Origin of the sequence: Streptomyces atratus (assembly GCF_900119365.1) — a bacterium.
GTDB lineage: Bacteria > Actinomycetota > Actinomycetes > Streptomycetales > Streptomycetaceae > Streptomyces > Streptomyces atratus_B.
On sequence record NZ_FPJO01000001.1, the window covers coordinates 40,294 to 52,221 of the forward strand.

Genomic DNA, 11,928 nt, shown 5'->3' on the forward strand with positions numbered 1-11,928 from the left:
TCAGTCGAGTATGAAACTCTCCAGGTACGACGGGTTGGCCCGCTCCAGCATCGACTGCGACCTGGCGCGGATCTGCCGGTCGCTGTGCTCGCTGTCGGGCAGCATCCAGAAACGGTCGGCGCGTATCCCGTCCACGACGGTCGCCGCGACGTCCTCCACCGGGGTGAACTCCACCTCGTGGCCCGCCGCCCGCATGGCGGATTCCCACTGTTCGAGGCTGTGGTACGGAGTCCTGCGCGGGCGCTCCTTGGCGTACCGTTCCGGCCGGTTGCGGTGCGACTCCCACAGTCCGGTGCGGAGCATGTGCGGGCCGGGGAAGAGCACCGAGGCACCGACCGGCGCGCCCTCCGCCCTCAGATGTGCGTACAGCGACTCGGTCATCGTGACGACCGCGGACTTGGTGACCGCGTACACGGAGGCGGTCGGCAGCGGGGCGATCCCGCCGTCCCCGGACGAGGTGTTGACGACATGGCCGGGGCCGCCGCCCGCGATCATGCGCGGCACGAACGCCTGGATGCCGTGGAAGACGCCCCAGACGTTGACCGCGAACGCCCACTTCCAGTCGTTCGGCTCGTGCTCCCACATCCGGCCCTCGGCCCCGGAGCCGACACCTGCGTTGTTGCACAGCACATGCACGGCACCGAAGGTGTCGTAAGCGGCTTCGGCCAGGGCCTGTACGGATTCCCGCTCGCCGACGTCGACGACCCGGGCCAGCACCCGCGCACCGCCCTGGCGCAATTCGCGTGCCGCCCCGTCGAGCGCGTCCTCCTCCACATCGGCGAGGACGACGCTCAGTCCCTCGGCGGCGAACCTGCGTGCCATCGCGAGACCGATGCCGCTCGCGGCGCCGGTGACGACGGCGACCTGGCCCTCCTCCAGTCTCATCGGACGCTCCCTTCCGGCGGGCCGTCGTGGATCTGCTGCGGGTCGTCGTAACGCTGGTGGATGTACGGCAGCAGGGCCTTCGCGCTCACCCGCTCCACGGCCCGGCCCTGCTGGTCGCTGGTCTTCTCGCCGATGGTGAGTTCGACCAGCCGTCGTACGGGGAGATCGGCGACCGGGTCGTACACCGACTCGCGCAGCACCACATCGCCCGAGATGCGTTCCAGTCTGCGGACCTTCTCGTGGCGGGTGCAGTGGATCAGGACGGGCTCGGAGTCGAAGCCCTCGCCGTCCACCGCGGGCAGGAACTTGAAGTAGAAGTCGAGCTTGGCCGTCGGCCGGGGCAGCGGCAGTGCGCCACCGACCGTGCCGCGCACCTCGACGAATGCGATGCCGTGCCGGACGAGCGCGGCCCGGACGACGGGGCCGTCGCGTTCGACGGTCACCTCGCCGAGCTTCTTCGGTTCGCCGAACACCTCACGGCCGCCGGTCAGCGCCCGTTCATGAGTCATCGGCATGACGAGCGGATACCAGCCCTCGTGGCCGTCGTGGACGGCGGCGACGGCGACGGAGCCCGCGCCGAGTGGGTAGCCGGGGAGTTCGACCGTACTGATGCTTGCCCGGACGAGCGGGCGCCGTGCGGGTTCGAGGGGTGGCGGGAGGACCGCCGCCACCGCGTCGGGGTCGCTCTCCCAGAGGGCCACCACACCGGTGGACCAGATGTCGGGGAGTGTGGAGCGGGCCTCGCGGGCCGCCGCGATCTCGGCCTCGGTGCGCGCGCCGTACCGTACGCGTGCCATGCCGTACCACCCTTCTCGGTCGTCCGTGAATCGGTTCTCCGTGCCGGGTTCTGTAACACAGTTACACCGGCTTCGATGAAGGGTAAATAGGCATGCACGTAACGGAGTTCGAGAATCAAGGAGCGCTGTGGCGCGATCGTCGCTGACTCGCGAAGAGGTCCTGGACACGGCCGCCGCCCTGGTGAAGCGGCACGGTCCGCAGGCCCTCACCATGCGTGCCCTGGCCGCGGAGCTGGGCACCGCGGTGACGTCGATCTACTGGCACGTCGGCAACCGTGAATCGCTGCTGGACGCCCTCGTCGAGCGCACCGTGCAGGAGATGGGCACCCTCCGCCCGGCGGGCCGGACCCCGGCGGCCCGCATCGTCTCCGTCGCCCGCGGCCTGCGCCGCCAACTGCGGGCCAGGCCGCATCTGATCGCGATGGTCCACGAACGAGGGCTCACCGAGCGGATGTTCCTGCCCGCGCAACAGGCCCTCGTCCACGAGGTGCACGCCGCGGGGCTGCGCGGGGCACGGGCGGCGGCAGCGGTGCGGGCGGTGCAGTTCCAGACCGTCGGCTTCCTGCTCGTCGAACGCAACCGGGAACGGTCCCCCGTCCAGTCACCCGGCGAGGGCGATCTGTGGACCGCGTCCGCCGCGGACGACGACCCGGCGCTGGCCCGCGCACTGGCCCGGCCCGCCGACCCGGACCGGCTGTTCGAGGATTCCGTACGGGCCCTGGTGGAAGGACTGCTGGCAGGCCTCCCGCAGCCGGGGGCGCGCAGCAGAACCGGTACGCAGCGGGAGGCGGCCGAATAGGAGACTGTCAGTCGCGGCCCGTATTCTCTGTGACCATGCTCGACGACCGCCAGACCGCAGCACCGTGGCCGACCGCCTACCCGCAGGGGTACGCGGTCGTCGACGTGGAGACCACCGGACTCGCACGGGACGACCGGATAGTGTCCGCCGCCGTCTACCGCCTGGACGCCCAGGGCAATGTCGAGGACCACTGGTACACCCTCGTCAACCCCGAGCGCGATCCCGGCCCGGTCTGGATCCACGGGCTGACCAGCGATGTCCTCGAAGGCGCCCCGCTCTTCCCGGAGGTCGCCGCCCAGCTCTCCGAGCGGCTCGCGGACCGCGTCCTCGTCGCGCACAACGCGGCCTTCGACTGGTCGATGCTGGCCCGGGAGTACGCACGGGCCTCGGTCGTCGCCCCCGTGGAACAGCGGCTGTGCACCATCGCGCTCTCCAAGGAGCTGCGGCTGCCGCTGCCCAACCACAAGCTGGAGTCGCTGGCCGCGCACTTCGGCGTCGTGCAGCAGCGCGCCCACCACGCCCTGGACGACGCCCGGGTGCTGGCCGAGGCGTTCCGGCCGAGCCTGCACGCGGCGGCGCGGGGCGGGATGCGGCTGCCGCTGCTGGAGTGCCGGCCGCTGACCGAGTGGTCGGACTCCCCCGTCACACCGCGGATCGGCTACCAGCCCTCGTACGGCCAGAACAGCTGGCGCCCCTCGCGCAAACGCCCGGCGTGCCCGTATCCGAACCCCGGGCGGTACGAGAAGGACAAACCTCTCATGCAGGGCATGCGGGTGGCGTTCTCCGGGGACACCTCCGTCGATCGCGAGCTGCTGGAGGACCGGGCCGTGGAGGCCGGGCTGCACGTGGCGACCAGCGTGTCCCGGCTGACCAGTCTGCTGGTCACCAATGACCCGGACGCGGCGACGTCGAAGACGGTCAAGGCCAAGTCGTTCGGCACCCCGATCCTGGACGAGAGCGCCTTCACCCATCTGCTGCGCGATGTGGCCCCCGCGTCGGCCCGGGTTCCCACGCCGTCATCGGAGTGAACCGGCGGCGACTCGCCCGTCCGCCGCTCGCCCGCCGCCGCCTCGCGTCCCACCCTGTGGCGCATGGCACGTTGCGAGGTTTGCGGAAACGACTACGGGATGTCCTTCGAGGTGCACGCGCAGGGCGCGGTACACGTCTTCGACTGCTTCTCCTGCGCCATTCACCGCATGGCGCCCATCTGTGAGCACTGCCGGGTCCAGATCATCGGCCAGGGCGTCGAGGTCGACGGGCACTGGTTCTGCGGCGGTCACTGCGCCCGCGCCGAGGGGAAGGTGGGCATCATCGACAAAGTCTGAGCAGCGGCCGCCGCACCCCTTCCCCCACCCCTGCGCGATGCACCCCACGACACAGTTGTACCGTCGTGGGGTGTACCGCTTCCTGTTGACCCGGCAGTGGCTGATCCTCGCCCTCCTCGCCCTCGTCCTGATTCCCACGATGGTCGAGCTGGGCTTCTGGCAGCTGCACCGGCATGAGCACAAGGTCGCGCAGAACTCCCTGATCTCCCGCAATCTCAAGGCGAAGCCGGTTCCGGTCGCCTCGCTCACCGCTCCGGGGCATACGGTCCCGCGCTCCGACTACTGGCGGACGGTGACGGCCACGGGCACGTACGACACCGCGCACCAGGTCGTCGTACGCCGCAGGACCTCCACCGACGACCGGGTCGGGGTCCATGTGCTGATCCCGCTCGACCTCAAGGGCGGCGGCACGGTCCTGGTCAACCGCGGCTGGGTGCCCTCCGCCGACAGCCAGCGCGCCTTCCCCGAGGTGCCGGCCGTACCCCGTGGCGAAGTGACCGTCACCGGACGGCTCAAGGCCGACGAGACGACGAGCACCAGCGGCATCAAGGACATCTCGGACCTGCCGGACCGCCAGGTGATGCTGATCAACAGCGCCCAGGAGGCCGAGCGGCTCTCCCGGCCGGTGCTCGGCGGCTACATCGAGCAGACCGCGCCCGAGCCCGTCGGCGGCTCCCCGGAACTGATCGAGGCCCCGGACGACAGCTCGATCGGCCCGCACATGGCGTACGCCGTGCAGTGGTGGCTCTTCGCCGCCGGTGTCCCGGTCGGGTACGTGGTGCTGGCGCGCAGGGAGAAGCGCGACCGGGTGGAGGCCGCGGCCAAGGAGGCCGCCGGGGAGCAGCAGCCCGCCGAGCCGGAGAAGCCCGAGACGCCGGAACCCGCCACGGCCTGACGCCGTGTCCGCCGGATGCGGGGCAGGTCGTCCCGGCCGGGTGACCCCCGCCGTCCGGGATTGCTTAACGGGGCCCAGGTTCGGGAACACGGCAGAACGTGAACCCACGCATCGAGGACTACGCCCTCATCGGCGATCTCCAGACGGCCGCCCTGATCGGCAGAAACGGTTCTGTCGACTGGCTCTGTCTGCCCCGCTTCGACTCGGGCGCCTGCTTCGCCGCCCTGCTCGGCGACGAGGACAACGGCCACTGGCGGATCGCCCCGAAGGGCGCGGAGACCTGCACCCGGCGCGGCTACGCGGGTGAGTCCCTCGTCCTGGAGACGTTCTGGGAGACCCGCACCGGCACGGTCAAGGTCATCGACTTCATGCCGCAGCGCGACCGGGAACCCGACGTCATGCGGATCGTCGAGGGCATCAGCGGAACCGTCGAGATGAGCTCCGTGATCCGGCTGCGCTTCGACTTCGGCTCGGTCGTGCCGTGGGTGCGCCGCTCGCAGGGGCACCGGGTGGCGGTCGCGGGACCGGACTCGGCCTGGCTGCGCAGCGAGCCGCCGGTCAAGACCTGGGGCCAGCAGTTCTCCACCTGCTCGTCGTTCACCGTCTCCGCGGGCGAGAAGGTGGCGTTCGTACTGACCTGGCACCCCTCGCACTCGCCCCGTCCCGATCTGGTCGACCCGCACGAGGCGCTGGAGAACACCCTGTCCGACTGGGCCGAATGGTCCTCGCGGTGCAGGTACCGGGGTCCCTACCGGGAAGCGGTGATCCGCTCGCTGATCACGCTGAAGGCGCTGACCTTCGCCCCGACCGGCGGCATCGTGGCGGCGCCCACCACCTCGCTGCCGGAGGAGATCGGGGGCGTACGGAACTGGGACTACCGCTTCTGCTGGCTGCGGGACTCCACGCTGGCCCTCGGCGCCCTCATCTCGGCCGGCTACCTGGAGGAGGCCGCCGCCTGGCGGGACTGGCTGCTGCGGGCGGTCGCCGGGGACCCGGCCGACCTCCAGATCATGTACGGCCTCGCGGGCGAACGCAGACTGCCCGAGGCGGAGCTGCCGTGGCTGAGCGGATACGAGAACTCCGCCCCGGTCCGGATCGGCAACGCCGCGGTCCGCCAGCGGCAGCTCGATGTGTACGGGGAGGTCATCGACTCGTTGCGCCTCGCGCGCGAGGCAGGTCTGGACGACAAGCCACACGCGTGGAGTCTGCAGCTCAGCCTGCTCGGCTTCCTGGAGTCCACCTGGCGCGAGCCGGACGAGGGGCTGTGGGAGATCCGCGGCCAGCGCCGCCACTTCGTGCACTCCAAGGTGATGGCCTGGGTCGCCGCCGACCGTGCCGTACGCACCCTGGAGAGCAACCCCTTGCTGGCCGGCGACGCCGACCGGTGGCGGACGATGCGGGACGCGGTGCACCGGGAGGTGTGCGAGAAGGGGTACGACCCCGAGCGGAACACCTTCACACAGTCCTACGGCTCGCGGAACCTGGACGCCGCGACGCTGCTGATCGCCCGGACCGGCTTCCTGCCCCCGGACGATCCCCGGCTGATCGGAACGATCGACGCGGTCCGGGCCGAGCTGGGCCGCGACTGCCTGGTCCGCCGCTACAGCACTGACGGCGCCTCGATCGACGGACTGCCCGGCAGCGAGGGGGCCTTCGTGGCCTGCTCGTTCTGGCTGGCCGACGCCCTGGTCCTGACCGGGCGCGCCGACGAGGCCAGGGATCTCTTCGAACGGCTTCTGGCGCTCCGTAACGACGTGGGGCTGCTGGCCGAGGAGTACGACACCGCCGGCGGCCGCCAGGTGGGCAACTTCCCGCAGGCGTTCAGCCACATCGGCCTCGTGAGCACCGCCATGGCACTGGCCGGGGAGGACACCATGGAACCCGACGCGGCAGGATAGGGGCCATGGATCTTGGACTGAAGGACCGGGTGTACATCGTCACCGGAGCGACCCGGGGGCTGGGCAACGCCACGGCGCGGGTGCTCGCCGACGACGGCGCGAGGGTGATCATCACGGGCCGGGACGAGAAGCGCGCCGAGGCGGCCGCCGCCGAACTGGGGGCGGCCGCCGCCGGCCTCGCCGCCGACAACGCCGACCCCGCGTCCGCACAGCGTCTGGTGGACGCGGCGCACGAGCGGTTCGGGCGGCTCGACGGCATTCTCATCAGCGTCGGCGGGCCGGCCCCCGGTTTCCTGGCCGACAACACCGACGAGCAGTGGCAGTCGGCCTTCGAATCGGTGTTCCTGGGCGCGGTACGTCTCGCCAGGGCCGCGGCGAACGTGCTCGGCGAGGGCGGTGTGATCGGCTTCGTGCTCTCCGGCTCCGTGTACGAGCCGATCCCCGGGCTGACCATCTCCAACGGGCTCCGCCCCGGCCTGGCCGGTTTCGCCAAGTCGCTGGCCGACGAGCTCGGTCCGCGCGGGATCCGGGTGGTGGGCGTGCTGCCGGCCCGGATCGACACGGACCGGGTGCGTGAGCTGGACGCCCTCTCGGGCGACGCGGAGGCCGCCCGGGCGGCGAGCGAGGCACGGATCCCACTGCGGCGCTACGGCACCCCGGAGGAGTTCGGCCGGACCGCGGCGTTCCTGCTCTCACCCGCGGCCTCGTATCTGACGGGCATCATGGTGCCGGTCGACGGCGGCTCCCGGCAGGGCTTCTGAACCGGAGCCCGTGCCCGGTCGCCGGCCGGCCCGTCCGGCGACCGGCTGTCAGCTCACCCGCTCGGCACGGTGCTTGACGGCCCTCAGCCGTACCTCGGCCGGCAGCTCGGTCAGCCCCGCCGAATCCCGCGCATGGGCCAGTGCCTCGTCGGTGAGGCGGCCGAGCGCCTCGTCCGGCGCCGCGTGCGGCTCCATCAGCAGGCGGATCCTGGCCTGCGGCGAGCTGCGCCGGCCGGTCAGCGCGACCTGGGCGCGGGCCACTCCGTACAGCGCCCCCGCCTCGTCGGCGAGCACCCCCTCCAGGGCCCGGCCCCGCAGCAGCGCCCCCTCGCCGTCGCCGCTGTCCACCAGCACCTCGGCGAGCCGGGCGCGGCGCAGCTGGGCCAGCAGCCACCACAGGGCGAGGACGACCACGACGGCGAGGACGGCGAGGACCGTCGGCCACCACCAGCCCTGGTCGCGCCAGCGGTCCCGGTCGGCCTCGCTGATGAGCACATCGCGCTTGCCGTACCAGGGCCACCACGACGGCACGGACAGGCCGAGACCGGCGGCGAGCACCGCGCCGCCGCCGCAGATCAGCACCAGCCCGGCCAGGCCGAGCAGTACCCGGTTGACGGTCCTGAGCAACGGGCTCACCTCTTCTTCGCGGGCCGGCGGACATGTACGGACAGGCTCGGCGGCCTGGCCAGCCCCAGTTCCCTGATGCCGGTCCCGAGCACGGTGTCCAGATCGGCGCGTACGTCGTCGAGCTCCCGGAAGTGCGAGACCGCGCGCACCACCGCCCTGCCCCGGCCCATCCGGACCCGCACCGACTGCACTCCGGACACCTCGACGGCCCGGTCGCGCAGGACCAGCGCGGCCGCGGACCGGTCGAGGGCGGCCCGTACGCCGGGACGGTCGCGGCGCATCGGCAGCAGGGCGCGGAGGCCGGGGGTGGCGGCGAGCACGAGCAGCCACAGGCCGATCGCCACGGCGAGCGCGGCGGCGGCGAGCAGCCAGGCGTTCTCCAGCGGGCGCCGGGCGAGCTCGTCGGCCAGCGTCCGGCGCCACTGCATCGCGGGGCGGCCGGCCCGCACCGCCGCCACGTCGTAGAGCAGCAGTCCGCTGCCGCCGAGGACCACGAGGGCGAGGAGCGTCGCGGGGACACGGCGCGCGGACCAGAAGCGGCCCGCCCGGCCGCCGCCCTCCCGGTGCGCGGGCACCGGGTCGTAGGCGGCGGACGAGGCGGACCGGTCGAGTTCGAGCACATCGCCCTTCGCCGCGGACGCCTCCCCCTCTCCGGCCGCTTCGACGGGGCCGGTGGCGGGCAGTCTTCGCGTACGGTGCTCCGGTTCGTGGGGCTCGGTCATCGGATCCTCCCCTGTGCCGCGATGCTCGCTCCCGTCGGATGCAGGCGCTCGACCTGTACGGCCACCTCGGGCACTTCCATACCCGCCAACGCCCTTACCCGCTCGGCGACATGCCGACGCACCCCGCCGCACTGGCGGCCGATGTCGGAGGGGTATCCGAGCTCCAGGCTCACCCGGACCCGGGCGGTGCCCCGGTGCACCGTGACCGTGGCGCGCGGTGTGGCGCCCTCCTGCGGCGGCTCGTCGATCGCCTCCTTCGCCGCCTGTGCGGCGATCTTCGCGACCACCCGGTCGGCGATCCGGGTCTCCCCGCGCTCACCTGCGGCGATCCGGCTGCTCGCCCCCGACAACGCCGTCACCGCCGTCGGTCGCCGCGCTCGCGACTCCGGAAGAAGTCGCCGAGTTCCAGGTCGCCCTCCAGGAGGCGGCCGGCGACGAAGCCGACCGCTCCCAGTGCGGCCACCAGCAGGAAGGCCCCGAACCCGCCGAAGTACCCGGCGAATGCGAGCGCCATGCCGGCCGCCATGCCTACCACAGCCATGCTCATCGTGCGCTCCTCAACTGCCTTGCGTCGGAGGTCTAGTGGAGACGTGGCTCGGTCTGGTCGTCGTCATCGGCCTCGTCGGGCAGCTTCACGTCGCTCACCGCGATATTGACCTCGACGACCTCCAGTTCGGTCATCCGCTCGACCGCAGCGATCACGTTCTCCCGTACGTCACGGGCGACATCGGCGATCGAGACGCCGTAGTCGACGACGATCTCCAGGTCGAGAGCGGTCTGGGACTCACCGACCTCCGCCTTCACCCCACGGGTGACGGACTTGCCACCACCGGGTACCCGGTCGCGCACCGCCCCGAAGGTGCGCGAGAAGCCGCTGCCCATCGCATGGACGCCGACCACGTCGCGCGCCGCCATCCCCGCGATCTTCTCGACCACTCCGTCGGCGATGGTCGTACGGCCACGGGTGGCGGGGGCTCCCCCGCCGCGCTTGGTGAGCGTGCTCGATTCCTTGTCGGGGCTCTCGGGCCGGTTCCGCTGCGTGGTGTCGGTCATCGCCATTCTTCCCTTCAGGGCAGGTTGGACCTCTTTGCCCACATTAGGCGTGCTTGCCCCGTCTCGCGCCGTGGATGCGGCAGGCTGGGGACATGACGACGGCTGACGGCCCACGCGGTGCGGACGGATGGACAGCGGCGGTACGGCAACGGCTCGGCCTCGGCCGGCTGCTTCCGCTGGGCGGTCCGGCGGACGGGGCCTGGATCTCGGAGCGCGCCGCGGTCGCGGTGCTGCGGGGCGCGGTGGCAGGGTCCGGCCCCGTGCTCGGGGGGCTCAGGATCTCGGTGGCCGATCCGGACGGGGCACCGGACGCGGAGGTGGAGCCGCCGCCGAGCGCGTTGCCGCCGGGGCCGCTGCGGATCGAGGCGACGATGTCGGCCGTGTCCGGCCGGCCGCTGCCCGTCGCGGCCGACGCGCTGCGCTCGGCGCTGCTGACGGCGGCCGGAGAGCGGCTCGGCCTGGTGGTCGCCGCGGTGGACGTCCGGGTGACGGAGCTGCTGGACGCGCCGCCCGAACGACCGGCTCCCGCCCCGATGGAGGTGCGCGCGGCCGCGGCGGAGGGGGCGGTGGGGACCGCGGCGGCGGGTGTTCCGGGGGTGGTGACGCTGACCCGGGTGCTGGGTCGTGCGGTGCATGCGGGCCCGGACCATGTGCGGGTCGAGCTGGCGACGGACCCGGGCCACCGGGCGCTCGACGTGGCCCGTGCGGTGCGGGGCGCCGTGGCGGACGCGGTGGAGGGGCACCCCTCGGTCACGGTGCTGGTCACCGCGGTGGTGGAGCGGGGCTGAGCGTGGGGCGGGCCCGGGCCGGGCCCGCCCGCTGTCGGGGAACGGGCGCTCAGTCGGTGATCCCCGCCAGATCGCGCAGCCGGCGGCCCTGCGCGGCGCGTTCGGCGACGCGCTGCTCCTCGTAACCACGGGAGACGGCACCGCTCAGCAGCGCCTTGGTCTCCACGACGGCGTCGCGCGGGGCAGCCAGCAGCGCGCCGGCCAGATCGCGCGCCGCGGCGTCCAGCTCACCGGCGGGCACGACTAGATTGGCCAGACCGGTGCGCTCGGCCTCCTCGGCATGCACGAAGCGGCCCGTGGCGCAGATTTCGAGGGCGCGGGCGTACCCCACCAGGTTCACCAGGGGGTGCGTGCCGGTGAGGTCGGGCACCAGACCGAGGCTGGTCTCGCGCATGGCGAACTGCACGTCCTCGGCGACGATCCGCAGATCGCAGGCGAGGGCGAGCTGGAAGCCGGCACCGATCGCATGCCCCTGGACGGCCGCGATCGACATGATGTCGTTGCGGCGCCACCAGGTGAACGCCTCCTGGTACTCGGCGATGGTCGCGTCGAGCTCGGCCTCCGAGCCACGCGCCATGTCGAGGAAGGACGGCTCGCCGTCGAACCCCTCGGGGGTGAACGCCTGCCGGTCGAGACCCGCGGAGAAGGACTTGCCCTCGCCGTGGAGCACGACGACCCGCACGCTTCCGGGCAGTGCCCGTCCGGCCTCCGTCAACGCCCGCCAGAGAGCGGGGGACTGGGCGTTGCGCTTGGCCGGATTGGTGAGGGTCACCGTGGCGACCGCGTCGTCGACGGTGAGTCGTACGCCGTCCTTGTCGAGCACAGAGTCGAGCGAGGTCATGGGGCGCCTCCGGATCGGTTCAGTCAGCAAGCAGAGCTAAGTGACTGAACAGTAACCACCCGGTCGACATCACTGCCGACCGGGTGGCCACCGCCGAAACCGGTGAGCCCCGGGACGGGCCGGACGGCCTGCCCCGACCGCCTGGGGCGTCAGGCCGTGGCGGCCTTCTTGCCCCGTGTCGCTCCGCCGCGTCCCCGCAGCGTGACTCCGGACTCACTGAGCATCCGGTGGACGAATCCGTAGGAGCGGCCGGTCTCTTCGGCCAACGCCCGGATGCTCGCACCGGAGTCGTACTTCTTCTTCAGGTCTGCCGCGAGCTTGTCGCGCGCGGCGCCGGTAACCCGGCTGCCCTTCTTCAGAGTCTCGGCCACCCGTGCCTCCTCATGGGAAGTGCGCTCTGGACTCTCATGATCACCCCTCGAAGGCTTCCTGGCCACCCATTCGGCAAGGTCCGTGCAACCCGATTCCCGGCCGGAGAAGGGGGTCACACGACCGGAATTCCGCATTCCGCAGGGCCTTGACGGCAGGTGGGACAGG

At 72.2% G+C, this 11,928-nt stretch carries 16 protein-coding genes; 7 read left to right on the forward strand and 9 right to left on the reverse strand.

Features of this window, described 5'->3' with window-relative positions:
• Positions 1 to 885, reverse strand: a complete 885-nt coding sequence (locus BT364_RS00220) for an SDR family NAD(P)-dependent oxidoreductase (RefSeq protein ID WP_072482987.1) — start codon at positions 883 to 885, stop codon at positions 1 to 3.
• A complete protein-coding gene (locus BT364_RS00225) occupies positions 882 to 1,682 on the reverse strand; it encodes an acetoacetate decarboxylase family protein (protein ID WP_072482988.1) in 801 nt (266 codons plus the stop codon). Before BT364_RS00225 ends, BT364_RS00220 begins: the two co-directional genes overlap by 4 nt.
• Before the next feature lie 127 nt (positions 1,683 to 1,809).
• Here BT364_RS00225 and BT364_RS00230 point away from each other — a divergent pair, with 127 nt between their 5' ends.
• The 6 genes from BT364_RS00230 (at position 1,810) to BT364_RS00255 (ending at position 7,360) form a co-directional block, all read left to right on the forward strand.
• Positions 1,810 to 2,481 carry a TetR/AcrR family transcriptional regulator gene (locus BT364_RS00230; protein WP_072482989.1) on the forward strand — a complete coding sequence of 224 codons (672 nt, stop codon included), beginning with the start codon at positions 1,810 to 1,812 and terminating at the stop codon, positions 2,479 to 2,481.
• Positions 2,482 to 2,510: 29 nt separating this feature from the next.
• Entirely contained in the window at positions 2,511 to 3,509 is a 999-nt protein-coding gene (locus BT364_RS00235) for a DEDDh family exonuclease (protein ID WP_072482990.1), read from the forward strand.
• A 63-nt stretch (positions 3,510 to 3,572) separates the two neighbouring features.
• Positions 3,573 to 3,806 carry a hypothetical protein gene (locus BT364_RS00240; RefSeq protein WP_072482991.1) on the forward strand — a complete coding sequence of 78 codons (234 nt, stop codon included), beginning with the start codon at positions 3,573 to 3,575 and terminating at the stop codon, positions 3,804 to 3,806.
• Positions 3,807 to 3,876: 70 nt separating this feature from the next.
• A complete protein-coding gene (locus tag BT364_RS00245) occupies positions 3,877 to 4,701 on the forward strand; it encodes an SURF1 family cytochrome oxidase biogenesis protein (protein ID WP_072482992.1) in 825 nt (274 codons plus the stop codon).
• A gap of 98 nt (positions 4,702 to 4,799) precedes the next feature.
• Entirely contained in the window at positions 4,800 to 6,599 is a 1,800-nt protein-coding gene (locus tag BT364_RS00250) for a glycoside hydrolase family 15 protein (protein WP_072482993.1), read from the forward strand.
• Between the two features lie 5 nt (positions 6,600 to 6,604).
• Entirely contained in the window at positions 6,605 to 7,360 is a 756-nt protein-coding gene (locus BT364_RS00255) for an SDR family oxidoreductase (protein ID WP_072482994.1), read from the forward strand.
• Between the two features lie 48 nt (positions 7,361 to 7,408).
• Here the strand turns inward: BT364_RS00255 and amaP are convergent, their stop codons facing one another.
• Genes amaP through BT364_RS00280 form a run of 5 tightly spaced genes read right to left on the reverse strand, consistent with a single transcriptional unit; the run spans position 7,409 to position 9,762 of the window.
• The gene (gene amaP / locus BT364_RS00260) at positions 7,409 to 7,987 is read right to left on the reverse strand and encodes an alkaline shock response membrane anchor protein AmaP (RefSeq protein WP_371267852.1); all 579 of its coding nucleotides are present in this window, start codon (positions 7,985 to 7,987) and stop codon (positions 7,409 to 7,411) included.
• Between the two features lie 5 nt (positions 7,988 to 7,992).
• The gene (locus BT364_RS00265; RefSeq protein WP_072482996.1) at positions 7,993 to 8,709 is read right to left on the reverse strand and encodes a DUF6286 domain-containing protein; all 717 of its coding nucleotides are present in this window, start codon (positions 8,707 to 8,709) and stop codon (positions 7,993 to 7,995) included.
• On the reverse strand, positions 8,706 to 9,068 hold the full coding sequence (locus BT364_RS00270) for an Asp23/Gls24 family envelope stress response protein (protein ID WP_072482997.1): 363 nt from the start codon (positions 9,066 to 9,068) through the stop codon (positions 8,706 to 8,708). Before BT364_RS00270 ends, BT364_RS00265 begins: the two co-directional genes overlap by 4 nt.
• Positions 9,065 to 9,256 (reverse strand): hypothetical protein, encoded by a 192-nt coding sequence (locus tag BT364_RS00275; protein WP_072482998.1) that lies wholly within the window; start codon positions 9,254 to 9,256, stop codon positions 9,065 to 9,067. Before BT364_RS00275 ends, BT364_RS00270 begins: the two co-directional genes overlap by 4 nt.
• Before the next feature lie 32 nt (positions 9,257 to 9,288).
• Entirely contained in the window at positions 9,289 to 9,762 is a 474-nt protein-coding gene (locus BT364_RS00280; RefSeq protein WP_072483651.1) for an Asp23/Gls24 family envelope stress response protein, read from the reverse strand.
• 92 nt (positions 9,763 to 9,854) lie between these two features.
• On the opposite strand from BT364_RS00280, the gene BT364_RS00285 reads away from it, so the two are divergent.
• Positions 9,855 to 10,550, forward strand: a complete 696-nt coding sequence (locus BT364_RS00285) for a hypothetical protein (protein WP_072482999.1) — start codon at positions 9,855 to 9,857, stop codon at positions 10,548 to 10,550.
• Between the two features lie 49 nt (positions 10,551 to 10,599).
• Here the strand turns inward: BT364_RS00285 and BT364_RS00290 are convergent, their stop codons facing one another.
• Complete coding sequence (locus tag BT364_RS00290) at positions 10,600 to 11,391, reverse strand: enoyl-CoA hydratase/isomerase family protein (protein WP_072483000.1); 792 nt, start codon at positions 11,389 to 11,391, stop codon at positions 10,600 to 10,602.
• A gap of 149 nt (positions 11,392 to 11,540) precedes the next feature.
• A complete protein-coding gene (locus tag BT364_RS00295; RefSeq protein WP_018518904.1) occupies positions 11,541 to 11,762 on the reverse strand; it encodes a helix-turn-helix domain-containing protein in 222 nt (73 codons plus the stop codon).
• Positions 11,763 to 11,928 lie beyond the last annotated feature (166 nt).

Excerpts from the sequence above, each read along its gene's own strand:
- BT364_RS00280 (WP_072483651.1), bottom strand. The coding sequence starts at position 9,762 with ATGACCGACACCACGCAGCGGAACCGGCCCGAGAGCCCCGACAAGGAA.
- BT364_RS00265 (WP_072482996.1), bottom strand. The coding sequence starts at position 8,709 with ATGACCGAGCCCCACGAACCGGAGCACCGTACGCGAAGACTGCCCGCC.
- BT364_RS00220 (WP_072482987.1), bottom strand. The coding sequence starts at position 885 with ATGAGACTGGAGGAGGGCCAGGTCGCCGTCGTCACCGGCGCCGCGAGC.
- BT364_RS00275 (WP_072482998.1), bottom strand. The coding sequence starts at position 9,256 with ATGAGCATGGCTGTGGTAGGCATGGCGGCCGGCATGGCGCTCGCATTC.
- BT364_RS00285 (WP_072482999.1), top strand. The coding sequence starts at position 9,855 with ATGACGACGGCTGACGGCCCACGCGGTGCGGACGGATGGACAGCGGCG.
- BT364_RS00290 (WP_072483000.1), bottom strand. The coding sequence starts at position 11,391 with ATGACCTCGCTCGACTCTGTGCTCGACAAGGACGGCGTACGACTCACC.
- BT364_RS00225 (WP_072482988.1), bottom strand. The coding sequence starts at position 1,682 with ATGGCACGCGTACGGTACGGCGCGCGCACCGAGGCCGAGATCGCGGCG.
- BT364_RS00255 (WP_072482994.1), top strand. The coding sequence starts at position 6,605 with ATGGATCTTGGACTGAAGGACCGGGTGTACATCGTCACCGGAGCGACC.
- BT364_RS00240 (WP_072482991.1), top strand. The coding sequence starts at position 3,573 with ATGGCACGTTGCGAGGTTTGCGGAAACGACTACGGGATGTCCTTCGAG.